5 protein-coding genes are annotated in these 23,413 nt (G+C 49.2%); all 5 read right to left on the reverse strand.

What is annotated here, in order from left to right; all coding sequences use genetic code 11:
* Positions 1-54: 54 nt before the first annotated feature.
* The 5 genes from SFRI_RS02250 to SFRI_RS02270 all read right to left on the reverse strand — a co-directional run bounded on the left by SFRI_RS02250 (position 55) and on the right by SFRI_RS02270 (position 23,092).
* On the reverse strand, positions 55-657 hold the full coding sequence (locus SFRI_RS02250; RefSeq protein ID WP_011635921.1) for an OmpA family protein: 603 nt from the start codon (positions 655-657) through the stop codon (positions 55-57).
* On the reverse strand, positions 657-2,009 hold the full coding sequence (locus SFRI_RS02255) for a TolC family outer membrane protein (protein WP_424540186.1): 1,353 nt from the start codon (positions 2,007-2,009) through the stop codon (positions 657-659). Before SFRI_RS02255 ends, SFRI_RS02250 begins: the two co-directional genes overlap by 1 nt.
* Before the next feature lie 79 nt (positions 2,010-2,088).
* The gene (locus SFRI_RS02260; RefSeq protein WP_011635923.1) at positions 2,089-3,471 is read right to left on the reverse strand and encodes an HlyD family type I secretion periplasmic adaptor subunit; all 1,383 of its coding nucleotides are present in this window, start codon (positions 3,469-3,471) and stop codon (positions 2,089-2,091) included.
* A complete protein-coding gene (locus SFRI_RS02265) occupies positions 3,468-5,645 on the reverse strand; it encodes a type I secretion system permease/ATPase (RefSeq protein ID WP_011635924.1) in 2,178 nt (725 codons plus the stop codon). The genes SFRI_RS02260 and SFRI_RS02265 overlap by 4 nt, the downstream gene beginning before the upstream one ends.
* An 83-nt stretch (positions 5,646-5,728) precedes the next feature.
* Positions 5,729-23,092: a retention module-containing protein gene (locus SFRI_RS02270; RefSeq protein WP_011635925.1), complete on the reverse strand. Its 17,364-nt coding sequence runs from the start codon at positions 23,090-23,092 to the stop codon at positions 5,729-5,731.
* Positions 23,093-23,413: the final 321 nt, after the last annotated feature.

The following is a 23,413-nucleotide window of genomic DNA, read 5'->3' on the forward strand; positions in this document are numbered from 1 at the left end:
AACAATGTCGTTACTTTGCTGTCGTCGCGACTCAACTAATCAATGCCTTGTCCGTTAGTCAATCTGCTCATCAACTGTGTAGATATTCCATCTCATTTCTGGAATGGTGTCATCGGCTGTGACTTCCGCTACCACACGGCGATTACGTTCTTCTGCTTCTGGTGTACCACTGTTATCGATAGGGCGATCAAAACTATAACCCGTCGCGTTTAGACGGCTTGGATCGATACCAAATGTGTTTTCTAACACTTCAATAACCGCTTTAGCGCGTTTTTGAGATAACGCTAAATTAAGCTCATAGCTACCACGTTTACTTGTATGACCTTCAATCGTTACCTTAGTGGTAGGGTAGGTTGTCATAACATTAGCGACGCGTTCAATTTGGTTATAATACTGAGGTTCGATAACCACGGAATTATTACTAAAAAGGATTTTTAAGTCTTGGCGTTCATTGATATCTTTGATGCTACCACAACCATAGTTGTCGACAGCAGCGCCAATGAGCGTGCTCGCACAACGCTCTCTGGCCATTATCACACCATCACGATCACTGTCGGCAAGATCAAAATTTTGTTGTGTAGAAGCATTAGACTCGACAATATCGTTTACTGAACAACCTGTTGTAATCAATGCGAGTAAAATTATCAAATATTTCATTATTTAACACCTCCCTCATATTCACGCTCACCACGCCATTCTCCTGGACGTGTAACTCGAAGTGAGTCCAGTAGATCTCCTGTCGCATTCAATACTCGATAGCGAGCTGCAATTTCATCATACTCGGTTTGCAAGTAATCCTTACGCGCTTCAAATAGTTCATTCTCGGTATCGAGCAAATCGAGCAGAGTACGTTGGCCCAAGTTAAATTGTTGCACATAAGCCACTTGAGTCTGCTTTGCTGCCACAACATGTTCACGGATGAACTGTTTTTGTGGGGCTAGCATTTCATAAGCATTCCAAGCTAAAGAAACACCCTCAACAACTTGGCGGTAAGCACGTTGTTGGATCTCTTTTGCTTCGTTGACTTTATAGGCTGTTTCTCTGTCTTTTGAGACGTCTTTACCACCTGAGAAAAGGTTATATTTAACTCGAACCATAGCAACTAAATCATTGTTATAGCCGTTAACATTTTGGCTGTTAATTGCGCTGTAGCCATCTTCACCGTCAGTATCATTATTCCAGTTACCATTAAGTTCCAGGCTTAATTGTGGAAAATAGTTGGCTTGGGCTGAGCTACGCTCTTTTTTTGCGGCATTAATATCGCTTTCTGCTGATTTTAATACTGGGTGTTTCGATTTTGCTGCCATGAGGCCTTTATCTAAACTTTTTGGTAGCATATCGGCATCAGGCACTGGCAATATTAAGTCATCAGGCTTTGCTTCAACAATTCTGATATAAGCTGCTCGAGCATCTTCTAAATTGTTTTGAGCCGAAATCACATTGGCGTTTGCGCGGGCAAGACGACCAGTGATTTGCGATAAATCGGCAATTGATCCTAAACCAGAGTCAGTGCGCTGTTTTATTTGATCGTAAATCTCTTTATGACTCGCAAGGTTTTTCTCGGAAAGTAATAATACTTGTTCACTACGGATGTAGTTCAAGTAGACCTTTGCAACATCCAATGCCATATCTTCAGCTGCAGCAAATAATGCCCACTGGTCAGCACTAGCTTCAAACGAATAACGATCGACTTCGCTACTAGTATAAAAACCATCAAACAGCATTTGTTTGATACTAAAACCGGCTTCGCCACGTTCTAAATCAATCATACCGTCATTATCAACATCGCCTTGGCCTACCTTACGACGAGTTGAAGGGCTATCGGTTTGCTCCCAGCCATAGCCCGCAGAAATATCTACGGTTGGCATATAGCCTGCTACTGCTTGATTAACTTGCTCTTCGCGCGCTTTAAAACGATTAAAAGCAATACGTAAGTCTGGGTTTGTGTCTAGCGTATGCGCAACAGCTTGCTCAAGAGTCTGGCTTGAGGCAGTTGGCGAGACCAACATTAATAAAGCAAGAGCAACAGCGCTTAGCTTTATTTGTTGATTTATAATAGTTGTCATTAAAAAACCCTCCTGGTTCTTCTTAGCGCTCTCTAAGGGCGGTATCTTTCGCTCTTAAAATTGGATTTAAAATGTACTCAAGTATGGATTTCTTTCCCGTAATGACATCTACTGATGTGAGCATTCCAGGGATTATTGGCATCTCTGTGCCATCGTCTTTCATTAAACTGGATTCTTGTGTTCGCACTTTTACAATATAGAAGCTGTTGCCTTCTTCATCCTGTGATGTATCGGCACTAATGTGTTCAACGGTTCCTTTTAGCCCGCCATAACGGGTAAAGTCATATGCGGTGACTTTTACGATAGCGGGTAATCCTGGATGTAAAAAAGCAATATCTTTAGGAGTGATTTTGGTTTCTATCAGCAGTTTATCTTCTGATGGAACAATTTCCATAATCTCTTCGCCTGGCTGCACAACGCCACCTAAGGTATTAAAGTTAATTTTTTTAATTGTTCCTATAACCGGAGAGGCAATGACAGCTTTACTGACCTTATCAAATGCGCCTTTTTGCGCCTGATTCATACGTGATAATTTGGTTTGCATTTCATTAAGCTGTGCACGTAAATCAGTGGCATAAACAAATACGGCTTCTCGGCGCTTTAAGATGGCTTCATCCATAGACGCTTTCACTTTTGGACGCAAGAGTCTAACCGATTGTAGTTCACCTTGAATATCATTTACCGTACGCTCAAGTTTGAGCAGTTCAACTTCAGGAACAATGCCTTTACGAGCCAATGGGCGAGTTAACTCAAGCTCGCGAGATACTAATTGATAACTTGTCGTAAGGGTACTAATTCTAGAGGCTAACTCTTCAATTTCTTGTTGGCGCTGTTGGATCTGACGTACAAGAATTTCTAATTGGTTGCTTAAATTATCCAATCGAATCGAATATTCTTCTTGTTGACGCTTAACCAGTTCTGGCTCTTCGTCAATAATGGTCTGCGGAAATACCAAGTTCTGTTTGGTTATTTTTACCTGTTGGCGCCAGTCTGAAGACATATCTGAAATAATAATACTGTCTAATTCAGTGCGCATGCGAATAATATTAGTTTGTAATCCGAACACTTCTTGTTCTTGTTGGTCGAAATCTGAGCGGAACCGAGTGTCGTCAATCCGGGCTAAAGGTTGTCCTTTAGTGACTATCCCCCCTTCTTGGACATAGATTTCCTGTAAAATTCCGCCATCTAGACTTTGGATAATTTGAATCTGTGAAGACGGAATCACTTTACCGGTTCCTGATGTCACCTGATCTAATTCGGAGAAGTAAGCCCAAATAAAAAAACACACCATCATGGCGGCCAGTGACCAAATGATAAGACGATGTCCTGACGGGGCATCGGTCATCATGGCACCATAAACGTCATCAACCATTTCTAAGTCGGCTACGGTAAGATGCTTACTCATGAGTTTTGGGCTCCAGCAATTGTCCCTGCATTGAGTTTAGCTAGGACTTCATCTTTAGGACCATCAGCCACTATATGACCACGTTCGAGCACAATAATGCGATCGACTAGATTTAATAAATGCATCTTATGGGTAATGAGTAATAATGTTCTGTCGCGACTAACCAGTTGCATTGAGCGAATAAACTGTTTTTCTGCTCTAGCATCTAAGCTGGCAGTCGGTTCATCCATTAATAATATCGACGGATCATTCAATGTTGCTCTGGCTAAGGCGACGGTTTGCCGTTGGCCACGACTGAGTGACAAGCCTCCTTCACCAACTTGTTGATCTAAGCCTTCGGACTCTAGGTTAGTAAACATACTGACACCAGAAAGCTGGATAGCTCTTATTAACTGATGTTCAGTCACTTGCCGAGAACCGAATAAAATATTGTCGCGAATAGTACCGTGAAACAAGGTGACGTCTTGAGGTAAATAGCCAAAGTTACGTCTAAGATCGCTTGGGTGAATTTGTCCTGCATCTAGGCCATCATAGCGCAGGCTACCTTGAGTCGGTTTGTACAGTCCGAGTAGTAATTTGGCTAGAGTGCTTTTACCTGAGCCATTACGGCCGATAATGGCAATACGCTCACCGGGATTAATCTGTATTGATAAAGGGTGTAAACTTGGTTTTTCGGAGCTAGGGAAGCTAAAACTGATATTGTCAGCTTCAATTTTTCCCATAAATCGTTCTTTGCTGGCTAGATTTCCTTTGTCTTCAAACTCATCTTCTTGTTCCATAATGGCGTCTAATTGGCGCAGTGAGCTGATGGTATGATTACCTCGAGTAATTAACCCTGCTAATTGAGCCATCGGAGATATCGCTCGGCTAGATAGCATTACCGCAGCAATGATCCCACCCATGGATATTTCGTTTTCAGCGAGTCGATACACTCCTAATATCACCACTAGGACAACGGTTAATTGCACCATAAAATTAGCAATATGGCTGACATAGTTAGACAGTTTTTTGGTTTTGAGTTGCCAATTGGCTGTATGGCCAATCATTTGTTGCCAGCTTTTTTGTACTAATCCTTCGGCACCATTGGCTTTAATTGACTCTAACGCGGTTAAACTTTCAATCAAATGGCCATGCTTTAAACTGGCAAAGCGATTACTTTCTTCAATTGCTTGTTTCAGTTTAGGTTGTAGATAAAAGGTGACTGCAATAATTACTAAGCTGCCAATCACCGGAATAATGGCTAAATCGCCAGCAACAATATAAATGATGATCACGAATAGTAATGCAAATGGTAAATCAACTAACGCAGTAATGGTTGCGGAGGTTAAAAACTCCCGAATACTGTCAAACTCACCTAGCTGCCTAGCCATACCTCCGACACTTGGTGAGCGTTTAGATAATGGAATACCAATGGCTTTTGCAAATAATTTTGAAGAAACAATAATGTCGACTTTTTTACCTGCGATATCGATTAAATAGCTGCGTAATTGGCGCATGATAAAGTCGAATATGTAGGCAATGCTTGCCCCAATGGCTAAAACCCATAGTGATTCAAATGCAAGATTGGGCACCACTTTATCATAGACATTCATAATAAATAGTGGTGAAACCAATGCAAACAGGTTGACCAATACTGAGGCTATAAGTGCATCGCGGTAAATAGGAGCAGAGTCTTTAATACTTTGTAGCAGCCAATGCGTACTGCTGTCATGCAGGTGAACATCAAAACTTTTGTCACCACGGTAATCTTGTTTAACTAAAAATAAGTAACCTACATATAAGGTTTCTAAGCCTTCAATTGTCAGAGTCTCTTCGCCGCCCGTTTCAGGTAATTGTATAACGGCTTGGTCTTGCTCTAGATCGATTTTTCTTAGAATACAGGCCTTTTTATCTTTTAATAATAAGATACAAGGCAATAATATGTCAGAAATTTGATTTAAATCTTTGCGTGATAACTTAGCTGAAAGTCCAGCTCTGGCTGCAGCTTGAGGGATTAAATCCGGCGTAATGACTGCACCAGACAAAGGAAGACCTGCCGCAAGAGAATCTATTGAGCAAGGACTTCCAAAATGTTCAGTTAATAAAACCAAACAATCGAGTAATGGATCGACGGTTACCCGCTGGGAAGCAGAGATCGTCCACTGCTCACTTTTGTTAGACGCAGTTATAGGCACCTAATCATTATCCTTAATGTCTATTGTTAGAGTAATCAAATATGCGCCACATAATACTATGTGACGCAGTCAATGTGTTGTTATTAAGGAATAATATTTCCATTATGTTGATCAAATAGATCAGCATGACTGGTTCCTGGCGACGGTGCAGGGTTGACGGTTGCAGTATCTACAATGAGTGCACCATCATTAAGCAAACCGTTAATGATCACTCCGTCAGTGGTGCTACCGTATTCTTGCGACAGGTCGACACCATCCAGAACAATAACTTGGTCAATACTACCATTATGGTCGGCATCGATAGAAATTGTCGTGCTGCCATTATTGAACGAGAAATCTAAGTAGTTATCTAAATCGCCGTTCTGTTCATTCTGCAATAAATCACTGATATGAAGGGAGTCATTATTGACTTCGAAGTCTTTAATCGTATCGGTACCAGTATCGCCCTTAGACCATACAAACGTATCGTTACCCAAGCCACCAATTAGCGTGTCATTACCTAAGCCGCCAATAAGAACGTCATTACCTTCACCACCATAGATAACATCGTTGCCACCTTGGCCAAACAGAATATCGTCACCTATACCGCCATCGAGAATGTCGTTACCATCATTTTGGTTGTTGATATTAAATTCATTTACATGGTCACGAATGTAATCATGCACTGCTCTTACATCAACATCACCAACGTTTTGGCCAGTTTTGTCTGCGACATAGGTTTGTAAAGCCACATACCCTTGCTCTGATGAACCGCTAAATCTAACTAAGTCACCAAAGATAATGTCATCACCTTGGTTACCGACAGTATTGTCGTCACCTTGTGATTGAAGTGTCTCAGAACCTGTGATGATGCTTGATAAATCAGATACATCAATCGACGCACGAACATTGCCGTCGGTATCGTATAGCTTAAGATTAGCTTCGCCTACAGGTGTCGAACCATCAGCAGCTTTCAAACTAATAGCTTCTACTTCAGATACTGCTGCTAAAAGGTTGAATGCATGTAATGCTTCGTTTTGAGTGTTTGTCGTACTTGTTGAATCTGTATCGCTGTACGAAGCAAACTTACCGTTACTAGTGAAAGTCATTTTCCCTAGTGTTTTACCGGTATAAATAGAGTACACATTACCATTAGCGTCGACCACTAGCTTGCCATCAAATTTGAGTATTGTACCTTTACTATAATTACTGCCCATCAAAGAACTTAATGATACATATTGAGAAGCGTTGACATCATAACCAATTAATATTTTGGTTATGTCTGTTTCAATTGTACTGCGATTCACTGTACCGTCGGTGATGAAAAATGACAAATTATGCCCGACATTTTGTTGAACTGTACTGCTACTAAACCAATTTATTGCAGCATCAAAGCCTGCTTCATAATTAGTCCATCCATTAGCTGATAGTGAATTTAATTTACTCACTAATGATTGAACTGCATTTGGATCGTCCATGTTTACGGATATTGAAATATTCGACCCTGTGGCAAAGTTGGTTAGCAGCACATTAACAACACCGCTATGGGATCCAGTAGCACTATCTGCTAATGAATTGAATACCGACTCTAATTGCAATTTTGCTGACGCAATTAGATTCGACATACTGCCAGAGGTATCTAATATAAATGCAATATTGTAGTTCTCTCCAGCAACAATCTGTAAACCTTGCTGATCACTAACAATAATATCGTTATTTGGTGTTCCTTTAATAACGTCATTGCCAGGATTACCGTTATAACTGACGTAAGTGGAGCTAGCGTCTGCTTCTCCAACAATGTTAATCGTCACAGTCGCTGTGTCAGTAGCGCCATATTGATCAGTTACAGTATAAGTAAAGGTATCAGTTGCAAGTTGTCCAGCGGTAAGTGCTTCAAATGAATCGTTTGTGTCATAAGAATAAGTACCATCACTGTGAATAGTTAGCAGTGCCCCGCTTGGTAATATAACTACCTGACCATCTGTAACTATTGCGCCATTTACACCTGTTAGAGCAAATGTATTTGTTTGGGCATCAGAGTCATTATTAAGTAGACCTTGACTCGTGCTTGAAATGGTTAATACACCATCCTCTGAAACTAAGTAGGTTCCCATAATAGCAGGACCAGATGCGGTAACATTTGTTAGGAAATAATCCGATGAGTCAACTAATGCTGCGCCACCATTAGCTTCACTAATGGTTTTAGTTGCTTCAAATACCAGTTGGTCGAAGACAATATTACCGGTATCAATACTGAAAGTACCAGCATCACCTGAAGTTGTCTTAAACGTATCACTTGCAACTAATTGACCATTGTAATAAGCCTTCCAAACACCTTGTTCACCATTGTTTTCATTAGAGAACATGTTTGAAACACTGAATGTGGCCTGATTAACTAAGCCATTAAAATCAATCACAATTGATTCAGATGTCCCTGTAGCTGAATCATATTCGATTTGACCTGCAATTTGACCTGAAGTCCTTGGTGAACCAGCAACACCGAGTTTGTTAGAACCAGATTCTATGTTTACTACACCCATTGAGCCATCGGCTGTACGAGCTGAAATTTTCATTAAGCTCTCGCCGTTTGACTGAGGAATGGTCCAAGCGTTAGTTGCACCTGCTGTCACACTAAATGATGTACCAGGAAGGTCATCATTAGCATCAACATTGTTAAGGTCAAAAGTAACAATTGCAGTATCAGTTAAACTGCCATCACTTGTTTCAACATTTAAATTGATTTGGCTGCCATTGTCGTAGTCAATTTTAGTTGTGTCATTAACTGAAATCACACCAGTCTGAGCATTAATGATAAATGCACCATCTTCACTTATTAGACTATTTGATCCATTAGCAAGCACAAAAGAATAAGACAATGTGTCGCCGTCTATATCAGTATCATTTCCGGTATTCGCTTCGTTAACATTATATACATCAGTTCCATTTGCAATTGAATCATTGATTGTGCTGCGATAATCAACAATTACAGGGGCCTCATTGACATCGAGCTCAGTGAGGGTGACGTTAATGTTGGTGGTGTTGACGCCATCAGAGGCGCCGACCACTAAATTGTGCACGTTAGCCAGGGCTTCAAAGTCATTGGCCACCGCGGCAACGCCGGCAGGGGTCAAGCTGATGACGCCGGTCACGGGATCAATCTCAAACCAGCCGTTGCTGTCGCCGCTGACGATACTGTAGCTGACGTCTTTGCCTTCTGGATCGGTGGCGACAACGGTGCCAATCACGGTACTGTCGCTGCTGTTTTCCAAGTAGTTAAAGCTGTAGCTGGTTTCGCCCGCCGGTGGGGTGAACTCAGGGCCTTCATTGACATCGAGCTCAGTGAGGGTGACGTTAATGTTGGTGGTGTTGACGCCATCAGAGGCGCCGACGACTAAATTGTGCACGTTAGCCAGGGCTTCAAAGTCATTGGCCACCGCGGCAACGCCGGCAGGGGTCAAGCTGATGATGCCGGTCACGGGATCAATCTCAAACCAGCCATTGGTGTCGCCGCTGACGATACTGTAGCTGACGTCTTTGCCTTCTGGATCGGTGGCCGCAACAGTGCCAATCACGGTACTGTCGCTGCTGTTTTCCAAGTAGTTAAAGCTGTAGCTGGTTTCGCCCGCCGGTGGGTTGAACTCAGGGCCTTCATTGACATCGAGCTCAGTGAGGGTGACGTTAATGTTGGTGGTGTTGACGCCATCAGAGGCGCCGACCACTAAATTGTGCACGTTAGCCAGGGCTTCAAAGTCATTGGCCACCGCGGCAACGCCGGCAGGGGTCAAGCTGATGACGCCGGTCACGGGATCAATCTCAAACCAGCCGTTGCTGTCGCCGCTGACGATACTGTAGCTGACGTCTTTGCCTTCTGGATCGGTGGCCGCAACAGTGCCAATCACGGTACTGTCGCTGCTGTTTTCCAAGTAAGTAAAGCTGTAGCTGGTTTCGCCCGCCGGTGGGGTGAACTCAGGGCCTTCATTGACATCGAGCTCAGTGAGGGTGACGTTAATGTTGGTGGTGTTGACGCCATCAGAGGCGCCGACCACTAAATTGTGCACGTTAGCCAGGGCTTCAAAGTCATTGGCCACCGCGGCAACGCCGGCAGGGGTCAAGCTGATGACGCCGGTCACGGGATCAATCTCAAACCAGCCGTTGCTGTCGCCGCTGACGATACTGTAGCTGACGTCTTTGCCTTCTGGATCGGTGGCGACAACGGTGCCAATCACGGTACTGTCGCTGCTGTTTTCCAAGTAGTTAAAGCTGTAGCTGGTTTCGCCCGCCGGTGGGGTGAACTCAGGGCCTTCATTGACATCGAGCTCAGTGAGGGTGACGTTAATGTTGGTGGTGTTGACGCCATCAGAGGCGCCGACGACTAAATTGTGCACGTTAGCCAGGGCTTCAAAGTCATTGGCCACCGCGGCAACGCCGGCAGGGGTCAAGCTGATGATGCCGGTCACGGGATCAATCTCAAACCAGCCATTGGTGTCGCCGCTGACGATACTGTAGCTGACGTCTTTGCCTTCTGGATCGGTGGCCGCAACAGTGCCAATCACGGTACTGTCGCTGCTGTTTTCCAAGTAGTTAAAGCTGTAGCTGGTTTCGCCCGCCGGTGGGTTGAACTCAGGGCCTTCATTGACATCGAGCTCAGTGAGGGTGACGTTAATGTTGGTGGTGTTGACGCCATCAGAGGCGCCGACCACTAAATTGTGCACGTTAGCCAGGGCTTCAAAGTCATTGGCCACCGCGGCAACGCCGGCAGGGGTCAAGCTGATGACGCCGGTCACGGGATCAATCTCAAACCAGCCGTTGCTGTCGCCGCTGACGATACTGTAGCTGACGTCTTTGCCTTCTGGATCGGTGGCCGCAACGGTGCCAATCACGGTACTGTCGCTGCTGTTTTCCAAGTAGTTAAAGCTGTAGCTGGTTTCGCCCGCCGGAGGGGTGAACTCAGGGCCTTCATTGACATCGAGCTCAGTGAGGGTGACGTTAATGTTGGTGGTGTTGACGCCATCAGAGGCGCCGACCACTAAATTGTGCACGTTAGCCAGGGCTTCAAAGTCATTGGCCACCGCGGCAACGCCGGCAGGGGTCAAGCTGATGACGCCGGTCACGGGATCAATCTCAAACCAGCCATTGGTGTCGCCGCTGACGATACTGTAGCTGACGTCTTTGCCTTCTGGATCGGTGGCCGCAACGGTGCCAATCACGGTACTGTCGCTGCTGTTTTCCAAGTAGTTAAAGCTGTAGCTGGTTTCGCCCGCCGGTGGGGTGAACTCAGGGCCTTCATTGACATCGAGCTCAGTGAGGGTGACGTTAATGTTGGTGGTGTTGACGCCATCAGAGGCGCCGACCACTAAATTGTGCACGTTAGCCAGGGCTTCAAAGTCATTGGCCACCGCGGCAACGCCGGCAGGGGTCAAGCTGATGACGCCGGTCACGGGATCAATCTCAAACCAGCCGTTGCTGTCGCCGCTGACGATACTGTAGCTGACGTCTTTGCCTTCTGGATCGGTGGCCGCAACGGTGCCAATCACGGTACTGTCGCTGCTGTTTTCCAAGTAGTTAAAGCTGTAGCTGGTTTCGCCCGCCGGTGGGGTGAACTCAGGGCCTTCATTGACATCGAGCTCAGTGAGGGTGACGTTAATGTTGGTGGTGTTGACGCCATCAGAGGCGCCGACCACTAAATTGTGCACGTTAGCCAGGGCTTCAAAGTCATTGGCCACCGCGGCAACGCCGGCAGGGGTCAAGCTGATGACGCCGGTCACGGGATCAATCTCAAACCAGCCGTTGCTGTCGCCGCTGACGATACTGTAGCTGACGTCTTTGCCTTCTGGATCGGTGGCCGCAACGGTGCCAATCACGGTACTGTCGCTGCTGTTTTCCAAGTAGTTAAAGCTGTAGCTGGTTTCGCCCGCCGGAGGGGTGAACTCAGGGCCTTCATTGACGTCAAGCTCAGTGAGGGTGACGTTAATGTTGGTGGTGTTGACGCCATCAGAGGCGCCGACCACTAAATTGTGCACGTTAGCCAGGGCTTCAAAGTCATTGGCCACCGCGGCAACGCCGGCAGGGGTCAAGCTGATGACGCCGGTCACGGGATCAATCTCAAACCAGCCGTTGCTGTCGCCGCTGACGATACTGTAGCTGACGTCTTTGCCTTCTGGATCGGTGGCCGCAACAGTGCCAATCACGGTGCTGTCAGTGCTGTTTTCCAAGTAGTTAAAGCTGTAGCTGGTTTCGCCCGCCGGAGGGGTGAACTCAGGGCCTTCATTGACGTCAAGCTCAGTGAGGGTGACGTTAATGTTGGTGGTGTTGACGCCATCAGAGGCGCCGACGACTAAATTGTGCACGTTAGCCAGGGCTTCAAAGTCATTGGCCACCGCGGCAACGCCGGCAGGGGTCAAGCTGATGATGCCGGTCACGGGATCAATCTCAAACCAGCCATTGGTGTCGCCGCTGACGATACTGTAGCTGACGTCTTTGCCTTCTGGATCGGTGGCCGCAACAGTGCCAATCACGGTACTGTCGCTGCTGTTTTCCAAGTAGTTAAAGCTGTAGCTGGTTTCGCCCGCCGGTGGGTTGAACTCAGGGCCTTCATTGACATCGAGCTCAGTGAGGGTGACGTTAATGTTGGTGGTGTTGACGCCATCAGAGGCGCCGACCACTAAATTGTGCACGTTAGCCAGGGCTTCAAAGTCATTGGCCACCGCGGCAACGCCGGCAGGGGTCAAGCTGATGACGCCGGTCACGGGATCAATCTCAAACCAGCCGTTGCTGTCGCCACTGACAATACTGTAGCTGACGTCTTTGCCTTCTGGATCGGTGGCGACAACGGTGCCAATCACGGTACTGTCGCTGCTGTTTTCCAAGTAGTTAAAGCTGTAGCTGGTTTCGCCCGCCGGTGGGGTGAACTCAGGGCCTTCATTGACATCGAGCTCAGTGAGGGTGACGTTAATGTTGGTGGTGTTGACGCCATCAGAGGCGCCGACCACTAAATTGTGCACGTTAGCCAGGGCTTCAAAGTCATTGGCCACCGCGGCAACGCCGGCAGGGGTCAAGCTTATGACGCCGGTCACGGGATCAATCTCAAACCAGCCGTTGCTGTCGCCGCTGACGATACTGTAGCTGACGTCTTTGCCTTCTGGATCGGTGGCCGCAACAGTGCCAATCACGGTGCTGTCAGTGCTGTTTTCCAAGTAGTTAAAGCTGTAGCTGGTTTCGCCCGCCGGAGGGGTGAACTCAGGGCCTTCATTGACGTCAAGCTCAGTGAGGGTGACGTTAATGTTGGTGGTGTTGACGCCATCAGAGGCGCCGACGACTAAATTGTGCACGTTAGCCAGGGCTTCAAAGTCATTGGCCACCGCGGCAACGCCGGCAGGGGTCAAGCTGATGATGCCGGTCACGGGATCAATCTCAAACCAGCCATTGGTGTCGCCGCTGACGATACTGTAGCTGACGTCTTTGCCTTCTGGATCGGTGGCCGCAACAGTGCCAATCACGGTACTGTCGCTGCTGTTTTCCAAGTAGTTAAAGCTGTAGCTGGTTTCGCCCGCCGGTGGGTTGAACTCAGGGCCTTCATTGACATCGAGCTCAGTGAGGGTGACGTTAATGTTGGTGGTGTTGACGCCATCAGAGGCGCCGACCACTAAATTGTGCACGTTAGCCAGGGCTTCAAAGTCATTGGCCACCGCGGCAACGCCGGCAGGGGTCAAGCTGATGACGCCGGTCACGGGATCAATCTCAAACCAGCCGTTGCTGTCGCCACTGACAATACTGTAGCTGACGTCTTTGCCTTCTGGATCGGTGGCGACAACGGTGCCAATCACGGTACTGTCGCTGCTGTTTTCCAAGTAGTTAAAGCTGTAGCTGGTTTCGCCCGCCGGTGGGGTGAACTCAGGGCCTTCATTGACATCGAGCTCAGTGAGGGTGACGTTAATGTTGGTGGTGTTGACGCCATCAGAGGCGCCGACCACTAAATTGTGCACGTTAGCCAGGGCTTCAAAGTCATTGGCCACCGCGGCAACGCCGGCAGGGGTCAAGCTTATGACGCCGGTCACGGGATCAATCTCAAACCAGCCGTTGCTGTCGCCGCTGACGATACTGTAGCTGACGTCTTTGCCTTCTGGATCGGTGGCCGCAACAGTGCCAATCACGGTGCTGTCAGTGCTGTTTTCCAAGTAGTTAAAGCTGTAGCTGGTTTCGCCCGCCGGAGGGGTGAACTCAGGGCCTTCATTGACGTCAAGCTCAGTGAGGGTGACGTTAATGTTGGTGGTGTTGACGCCATCAGAGGCGCCGACCACTAAATTGTGCACGTTAGCCAGGGCTTCAAAGTCATTGGCCACCGCGGCAACGCCGGCAGGGGTCAAGCTGATGACGCCGGTCACGGGATCAATCTCAAACCAGCCATTGCTGTCGCCGCTGACGATACTGTAGCTGACGTCTTTGCCTTCTGGATCGGTGGCCGCAACAGTGCCAATCACGGTACTGTCGCTGCTGTTTTCCAAGTAGTTAAAGCTGTAGCTGGTTTCGCCCGCCGGTGGGTTGAACTCAGGGCCTTCATTGACATCGAGCTCAGTGAGGGTGACGTTAATGTTGGTGGTGTTGACGCCATCAGAGGCGCCGACCACTAAATTGTGCACGTTAGCCAGGGCTTCAAAGTCATTGGCCACCGCGGCAACGCCGGCAGGGGTCAAGCTGATGACGCCGGTCACGGGATCAATCTCAAACCAGCCGTTGCTGTCGCCACTGACAATACTGTAGCTGACGTCTTTGCCTTCTGGATCGGTGGCGACAACGGTGCCAATCACGGTACTGTCGCTGCTGTTTTCCAAGTAGTTAAAGCTGTAGCTGGTTTCGCCCGCCGGTGGGGTGAACTCAGGGCCTTCATTGACATCGAGCTCAGTGAGGGTGACGTTAATGTTGGTGGTGTTGACGCCATCAGAGGCGCCGACCACTAAATTGTGCACGTTAGCCAGGGCTTCAAAGTCATTGGCCACCGCGGCAACGCCGGCAGGGGTCAAGCTGATGACGCCGGTCACGGGATCAATCTCAAACCAGCCGTTGCTGTCGCCACTGACAATACTGTAGCTGACGTCTTTGCCTTCTGGATCGGTGGCGACAACGGTGCCAATCACGGTACTGTCGCTGCTGTTTTCCAAGTAGTTAAAGCTGTAGCTGGTTTCGCCCGCCGGTGGGGTGAACTCAGGGCCTTCATTGACATCGAGCTCAGTGAGGGTGACGTTAATGTTGGTGGTGTTGACGCCATCAGAGGCGCCGACCACTAAATTGTGCACGTTAGCCAGGGCTTCAAAGTCATTGGCCACCGCGGCAACGCCGGCAGGGGTCAAGCTTATGACGCCGGTCACGGGATCAATCTCAAACCAGCCATTGCTGTCGCCGCTGACAATACTGTAGGTCACTGGTGTGCCTTCTGGATCGGTGGCCGCAACGGTCCCAATCACGGTGCTGTCAGTGCTGTTTTCCAAGTAGTTAAAGCTGTAGCTGTCAGAAACAGGAGTATCATTTATTGGAGTTATCACCGGCGTGTCACTGTCTTGACCGGTTAAGTTGCCATCCGAGACGGTTAAGTCCACTGGCGGTAAGGTACCTTCGTTGTTAACGAGGTCAGCACCGGCTTGGGTTAACACCACTTCGCCGTTGACTAACGCATAGTAACCGTCGTCATTGCTGCCTGGGGTGAAGTCCACGGTCAGTGCATCACCGTCTTCATCAAAGGTGGTGTAGGTTGCGGCCACATCGCCATCGACGGCGCTGTTTTCAGTAAAGTCATTGGCGACCACATCAATGGTCGGCGCATCGTTGGTCGGCGCGATCACCGGTGTGTCACTGTCTTGACCGGTTAAGCTGCCATCCGAGACGGTTAAATCCACTGGCGGCAGGGTGCCGCCGTTGTTCACGAGATCCGCACCGGCTTGGGTTAACACCACTTCGCCGTTCACTAACGCATAGTAACCGTCGTCATTGCTGCCTGGGGTGAAGTCCACCGTCAGTGCATCACCGTCTTCATCAAAGGTGGTGTAGGTTGCGGCCACATCGCCATCAACGGCGCTGTTTTCAGTAAAGTCATTGGCGACCACGTCAATGGTCGGCGCATCGTTTTGACCCGCAATACCCGGCGTGTCACTGTCTTGACCGGTTAAGCTGCCATCCGAGACGGTTAAATCAACTGGCGGCAGGGTGCCGCCGTTGTTAACCAAGTCCGCACCGGCTTGGGTTAACACCACTTCGCCGTTGACCAACGCATAGTAACCGTCGGTATTGCTGCCTGGGGTGAAGTCCACCGTCAGTGCATCACCGTCTTCATCAAAGGTGGTGTAGGTTGCGGCCACATCGCCATCAACGGCGCTGTTTTCAGTAAAGTCATTGGCGACCACGTCAATGGTCGGCGCATCGTTTTGACCCGCAATACCCGGCGTGTCACTGTCTTGACCGGTTAAGCTGCCATCCGAGACGGTTAAATCAACTGGCGGCAGGGTGCCGCCGTTGTTAACCAAGTCCGCACCGGCTTGGGTTAACACCACTTCGCCGTTGACCAACGCGTAGTAACCGTCGTCATTGCTGCCTGGGGTGAAGTCCACCGTCAGTAAATCACCGTCTTCATCGAAGGTGGTGTAGGTTGCAGCCACATCGCCATCAACGGCGCTGTTTTCAGTAAAGTCATTGGCGACCACGTCAATGGTCGGCGCATCGTTGGTCGGAGTGATCACCGGTGTGTCACTGTCTTGACCGGTTAAGCTGCCATCAGAAACGGTTAAGTCCACTGGCGGCAGGGTGCCGCCGTTGTTCACGAGATCCGCACCGGCTTGGGTTAACACCACTTCGCCGTTGACCAACGCATAGTAACCGTCGGTATTGCTGCCTGGGGTGAAGTCCACCGTCAGTGCATCACCGTCTTCATCAAAGGTGGTGTAGGTTGCGGCCACATCGCCATCAACGGCGCTGTTTTCAGTAAAGTCATTGGCGACCACGTCAATGGTCGGCGCATCGTTTTGACCCGCAATACCCGGCGTGTCACTGTCTTGACCGGTTAAGCTGCCATCCGAGACGGTTAAATCAACTGGCGGCAGGGTGCCGCCGTTGTTAACCAAGTCCGCACCGGCTTGGGTTAACACCACTTCGCCGTTGACCAACGCGTAGTAACCGTCGTCATTGCTGCCTGGGGTGAAGTCCACCGTCAGTAAATCACCGTCTTCATCGAAGGTGGTGTAGGTTGCAGCCACATCGCCATCAACGGCGCTGTTTTCAGTAAAGTCATTGGCGACCACGTCAATGGTCGGCGCATCGTTGGTCGGAGTGATCACCGGTGTGTCACTGTCTTGACCGGTTAAGCTGCCATCAGAAACGGTTAAGTCCACTGGCGGCAGGGTGCCGCCGTTGTTCACGAGATCCGCACCGGCTTGGGTTAACACCACTTCGCCGTTGACCAACGCATAGTAACCGTCGGTATTGCTGCCTGGGGTGAAGTCCACCGTCAGTGCATCACCGTCTTCATCAAAGGTGGTGTAGGTTGCGGCCACATCGCCATCAACGGCGCTGTTTTCAGTAAAGTCATTGGCGACCACGTCAATGGTCGGCGCATCGTTTTGACCCGCAATACCCGGCGTGTCACTGTCTTGACCGGTTAAGCTGCCATCCGAGACGGTTAAATCCACTGGCGGCAGGGTGCCGCCGTTGTTAACTAAGTCCGCACCGGCTTGGGTTAATACCACTTCGCCGTTGACCAACGCGTAGTAACCGTCGTCATTGCTGCCTGGGGTGAAGTCCACCGTCAGTGCATCACCGTCTTCATCAAAGGTGGTGTAGGTTGCGGCCACATCGCCATCAACGGCGCTGTTTTCAGTAAAGTCATTGGCGACCACGTCAATGGTCGGCGCATCGTTTTGACCCGCAATACCCGGCGTGTCACTGTCTTGACCGGTTAAGCTGCCATCAGAAACGGTTAAGTCCACTGGCGGCAGGGTGCCGCCGTTGTTCACGAGATCCGCACCGGCTTGGGTTAACACCACTTCGCCGTTGACCAACGCATAGTAACCGTCGGTATTGCTGCCTGGGGTGAAGTCCACCGTCAGTGCATCACCGTCTTCATCAAAGGTGGTGTAGGTTGCGGCCACATCGCCATCAACGGCGCTGTTTTCAGTAAAGTCATTGGCGACCACGTCAATGGTCGGCGCATCGTTGGTCGGAGTGATCACCGGTGTGTCACTGTCTTGACCGGTTAAGCTGCCATCCGAGACGGTTAAATCAACTGGCGGCAGGGTGCCGCCGTTGTTAACCAAGTCCGCACCGGCTTGGGTTAATACCACTTCGCCGTTGACCAACGCGTAGTAACCGTCGGTATTGCTGCCTGGGGTGAAGTCCACCGTCAGTGCATCACCGTCTTCATCAAAGGTGGTGTAGGTTGCGGCCACATCGCCATCAACGGCGCTGTTTTCAGTAAAGTCATTGGCGACCACGTCAATGGTCGGCGCATCGTTGGTCGGAGTGATCACCGGTGTGTCACTGTCTTGACCGGTTAAGTTGCCATCAGAGACGGTTAAATCCACTGGCGGCAGGGTGCCGCCGTTGTTAACCAAGTCCGCACCGGCTTGGGTTAACACCACTTCGCCGTTGACCAACGCATAGTAACCGTCGGTATTGCTGCCTGGGGTGAAGTCCACCGTCAGTGCATCACCGTCTTCATCAAAGGTGGTGTAGGTTGCGGCCACATCGCCATCAACGGCGCTGTTTTCAGTAAAGTCATTGGCGACCACGTCAATGGTCGGCGCATCGTTTTGACCCGCAATACCCGGCGTGTCACTGTCTTGACCGGTTAAGCTGCCATCCGAGACGGTTAAATCAACTGGCGGCAGGGTGCCGCCGTTGTTAACCAAGTCCGCACCGGCTTGGGTTAATACCACTTCGCCGTTGACCAACGCGTAGTAACCGTCGTCATTGCTGCCTGGGGTGAAGTCCACCGTCAGTGCATCACCGTCTTCATCAAAGGTGGTGTAGGTTGCAGCCACATCGCCATCAACGGCGCTGTTTTCAGTAAAGTCATTGGCGACCACGTCAATGGTCGGCGCATCGTTGGTCGGAGTGATCACCGGTGTGTCACTGTCTTGACCGGTTAAGCTGCCATCAGAAACGGTTAAGTCCACTGGCGGCAGGGTGCCGCCGTTGTTAACCAAGTCAGCACCGGCTTGGGTTAACACCACTTCGCCGTTGACCAACGCATAGTAACCGTCGGTATTGCTGCCTGGGGTGAAGTCCACCGTCAGTAGATCGCCGTCTTCATCAAAGGTGGTGTAGGTTGCGGCCACATCGCCATCGACGGCGCTGTTTTCAGTAAAGTCATTGGCGACCACGTCAATGGTCGGCGCATCGTTGGTCGGAGTGATCACCGGTGTGTCACTGTCTTGACCGGTTAAGCTGCCATCAGAAACGGTTAAGTCCACTGGCGGCAGGGTGCCGCCGTTGTTCACGAGATCCGCACCGGCTTGGGTTAACACCACTTCGCCGTTGACCAACGCATAGTAACCGTCGGTATTGCTGCCTGGGGTGAAGTCCACCGTCAGTGCATCACCGTCTTCATCAAAGGTGGTGTAGGTTGCGGCCACATCGCCATCAACGGCGCTGTTTTCAGTAAAGTCATTGGCGACCACGTCAATGGTCGGCGCATCGTTTTGACCCGCAATACCCGGCGTGTCACTGTCTTGACCGGTTAAGCTGCCATCCGAGACGGTTAAATCAACTGGCGGCAGGGTGCCGCCGTTGTTAACCAAGTCCGCACCGGCTTGGGTTAATACCACTTCGCCGTTGACCAACGCGTAGTAACCGTCGGTATTGCTGCCTGGGGTGAAGTCCACCGTCAGTGCATCACCGTCTTCATCAAAGGTGGTGTAGGTTGCGGCCACATCGCCATCAACGGCGCTGTTTTCAGTAAAGTCATTGGCGACCACGTCAATGGTCGGCGCATCGTTGGTCGGAGTGATCACCGGTGTGTCACTGTCTTGACCGGTTAAGTTGCCATCAGAGACGGTTAAATCCACTGGCGGCAGGGTGCCGCCGTTGTTAACCAAGTCCGCACCGGCTTGGGTTAACACCACTTCGCCGTTGACCAACGCATAGTAACCGTCGGTATTGCTGCCTGGGGTGAAGTCCACCGTCAGTGCATCACCGTCTTCATCAAAGGTGGTGTAGGTTGCGGCCACATCGCCATCAACGGCGCTGTTTTCAGTAAAGTCATTGGCGACCACGTCAATGGTCGGCGCATCGTTTTGACCCGCAATACCCGGCGTGTCACTGTCTTGACCGGTTAAGCTGCCATCCGAGACGGTTAAATCAACTGGCGGCAGGGTGCCGCCGTTGTTAACCAAGTCCGCACCGGCTTGGGTTAATACCACTTCGCCGTTGACCAACGCGTAGTAACCGTCGGTATTGCTGCCTGGGGTGAAGTCCACCGTCAGTGCATCACCGTCTTCATCAAAGGTGGTGTAGGTTGCAGCCACATCGCCATCAACGGCGCTGTTTTCAGTAAAGTCATTGGCGACCACGTCAATGGTCGGCGCATCGTTGGTCGGAGTGATCACCGGTGTGTCACTGTCTTGACCGGTTAAGCTGCCATCAGAAACGGTTAAGTCCACTGGCGGCAGGGTGCCGCCGTTGTTAACCAAGTCAGCACCGGCTTGGGTTAACACCACTTCGCCGTTGACCAACGCATAGTAACCGTCGGTATTGCTGCCTGGGGTGAAGTCCACCGTCAGTAGATCGCCGTCTTCATCAAAGGTGGTGTAGGTTGCGGCCACATCGCCATCGACGGCGCTGTTTTCAGTAAAGTCATTGGCGACCACGTCAATGGTCGGCGCATCGTTTTGACCCGCAATACCCGGTGTGTCACTGTCTTGACCGGTTAAGCTGCCATCCGAGACGGTTAAATCAACTGGCGGCAGGGTGCCGCCGTTGTTAACCAAGTCCGCACCGGCTTGGGTTAATACCACTTCGCCGTTGACCAACGCGTAGTAACCGTCGTCATTGCTGCCTGGGGTGAAGTCCACCGTCAGTGCATCACCGTCTTCATCAAAGGTGGTGTAGGTTGCAGCCACATCGCCATCAACGGCGCTGTTTTCAGTAAAGTCATTGGCGACCACGTCAATGGTCGGCGCATCGTTGGTCGGCGTGATCACCGGTGTGTCACTGTCTTGACCGGTTAAGTTGCCATCAGAGACGGTTAAATCCACTGGCGGCAGGGTGCCGCCGTTGTTAACCAAGTCAGCACCGGCTTGGGTTAACACCACTTCGCCGTTGACCAACGCATAGTAACCGTCGGTATTGCTGCCTGGGGTGAAGTCCACCGTCAGTGCATCACCGTCTTCATCAAAGGTGGTGTAGGTTGCGGCCACATCGCCATCGACGGCGCTGTTTTCAGTAAAGTCATTGGCGACCACGTCAATGGTCGGCGCATCGTTTTGACCCGCAATACCCGGTGTGTCACTGTCTTGACCGGTTAAGCTGCCATCAGAAACGGTTAAATCCACCGCCGGCAGGGTGCCGCCGTTGTTAACCAAGTCCGCACCGGCTTGGGTTAACACCACTTCGCCGTTGACCAACGCGTAGTAACCGTCGTCATTGCTGCCTGGGGTGAAGTCCACCGTCAGTGCATCACCGTCTTCATCAAAGGTGGTGTAGGTTGCGGCCACATCGCCATCAACGGCGCTGTTTTCAGTAAAGTCATTGGCGACCACGTCAATGGTCGGCGCATCGTTGGTCGGCGTCACTTCAATGGTTAATGTTGCGGTAACGCCAGTATTAGTGGTGTAGGTAATAACAGGAACGGTACCGTTCCAATTTTCATTGGGTGTGAAAGTATAAGAGCCATCTTCATTGATGATGAGTACGCCACCTTCAAGAGTCACTTCAGTGCCGGCAGGATAGGTTTGGCCGTCAACTTCAAATGTCACCACGCTTAAATCTGAATCTGGATCGCTATCATTATCTAATACATTGCCTGATGCGGGTGTGTCCTCAGATACAGTGACAACATCATTAACTGTTACCGTTGGGTCTTCAACAGGGGTGATTTCAATGGTTAATGTTGCGGTAACACCAGTATTGGTGGTGTAAGTAATAACAGGAACTGTACCGTTCCAATTTTCATTGGGTGTGAAAGTATAAGAGCCATCTTCATTGATGATGAGTACGCCACCTTCAAGAGTCACTTCTGTGCTTGCAGGGTAGGTCTGGCCGTCAACTTCAAATGTTACGACGCTTAAATCTGAATCTACATCGCCGTCGTTATCTAATACGTTTCCAGTGGCGACAGTATCTTCTGCAACAGTATTGCTGTCATTAACAAGTACAGAGACATCATCAACGGGTGTTACTTCAATGGTTAATGTTGCGGTAACACCAGTATTGGTGGTGTAGGTAATAACTGGGACTGTACCGTTCCAATTTTCATTGGGTGTGAAAGTATAAGAGCCATCTTCATTGATGATGAGTACGCCACCTTCAAGAGTCACTTCTGTGCTTGCAGGGTAGGTCTGGCCGTCAACTTCAAATGTTACGACGCTTAAATCTGAATCTACATCGCCGTCGTTATCTAATACGTTTCCAGTGGCGACAGTATCTTCTGCAACAGTATTGCTGTCATTAACAAGTACAGAGACATCATCAACGGGTGTTACTTCAATGGTTAATGTTGCGGTAACACCAGTATTGGTGGTGTAGGTAATAACTGGGACTGTACCGTTCCAATTTTCATAGGGTGTGAAAGTATAAGAGCCATCTTCATTGATGATGAGTATGCCACCTTCAAGAGTCACTTCTGTGCCTGCAGGGTAGGTCTGGCCGTCAACTTCAAATGTTACGACGCTTAAATCTGAGTCAGCATCAGTGTCGTTAACTAAAACATTACCTGATGCAACTTGATCTTCACCAACTGTTATTGCGTCATTGACTAATACTGAAGGGGAATCATTTTCAGTAAGTGCTTCTTCTTGAGTAACTGCTGTTGGGGCAGCAGCTTGTCCGGTTGTGTCGTATCCAGAATTCGCAAGTGTTTCATCACCATCTCTTGTTACAGCAACATAACCAAAGTCACCTTGGTTGGCAGTAGGGGTGCCAGCGGCGGTTTCAGGTAAGTCAGTAGTTGGGTCTTCACCAGATGCAATCAATGCCTGTAAAGCTTCGATTTCATCTAATGCTTGCTGATCTGCTACTTGTGCAACAATCGTGTCATCGAGATTATCGGCTAATGTATTAATCGATTCGTCATTAGGGATGTTAGCACTATTAAAAATAGTACCGTCATCAAACGTAATAACGAAACCAAGATTATTACTGCTGGCAACTATTGCACCAGCCGGCACAACTTGACCGAGTTGTAGTTCCTTGGTTTCATTGTTAATCGTTATTGTTACTGAACTTTCTGAAGCAGAAAGTATTCCATTTTTTGACGTAGTTATCGATCCCATTTGAAGCTCCCAACAGCTTTAATACACTTAAATACCAATATACTAAGATGTACAATAACAGCTTAGTTAAATACTAGTATTAACATTAAAATAAATTTAGACACAATCTGGTAATAATATCATTTGCTGCTAAAGTAGTCAATTTTTTGACGTTGAAGTAACATTAATAATATATTGAAAATATAGAGATAAATACCACCACATTTGTATATATTGTGTACGTTTTAATCTCATAAAAAGTTCATGATTACGGATTAACTCTTCCGCCTTTATATCGGCACCAATAGCAGTAAGATGAACCAATAGATAACAAAAAAGCCT

The sequence above is a fragment of the Shewanella frigidimarina NCIMB 400 genome (genome assembly GCF_000014705.1).
Lineage (GTDB): Bacteria > Pseudomonadota > Gammaproteobacteria > Enterobacterales > Shewanellaceae > Shewanella > Shewanella frigidimarina.

Excerpts from the sequence above, each read along its gene's own strand:
- SFRI_RS02250 (WP_011635921.1), bottom strand. The coding sequence starts at position 657 with ATGAAATATTTGATAATTTTACTCGCATTGATTACAACAGGTTGTTCA.
- SFRI_RS02255 (WP_424540186.1), bottom strand. The coding sequence starts at position 2,009 with ATGTTGGTCTCGCCAACTGCCTCAAGCCAGACTCTTGAGCAAGCTGTT.
- SFRI_RS02260 (WP_011635923.1), bottom strand. The coding sequence starts at position 3,471 with ATGAGTAAGCATCTTACCGTAGCCGACTTAGAAATGGTTGATGACGTT.
- SFRI_RS02270 (WP_011635925.1), bottom strand. The coding sequence starts at position 23,092 with ATGGGATCGATAACTACGTCAAAAAATGGAATACTTTCTGCTTCAGAA.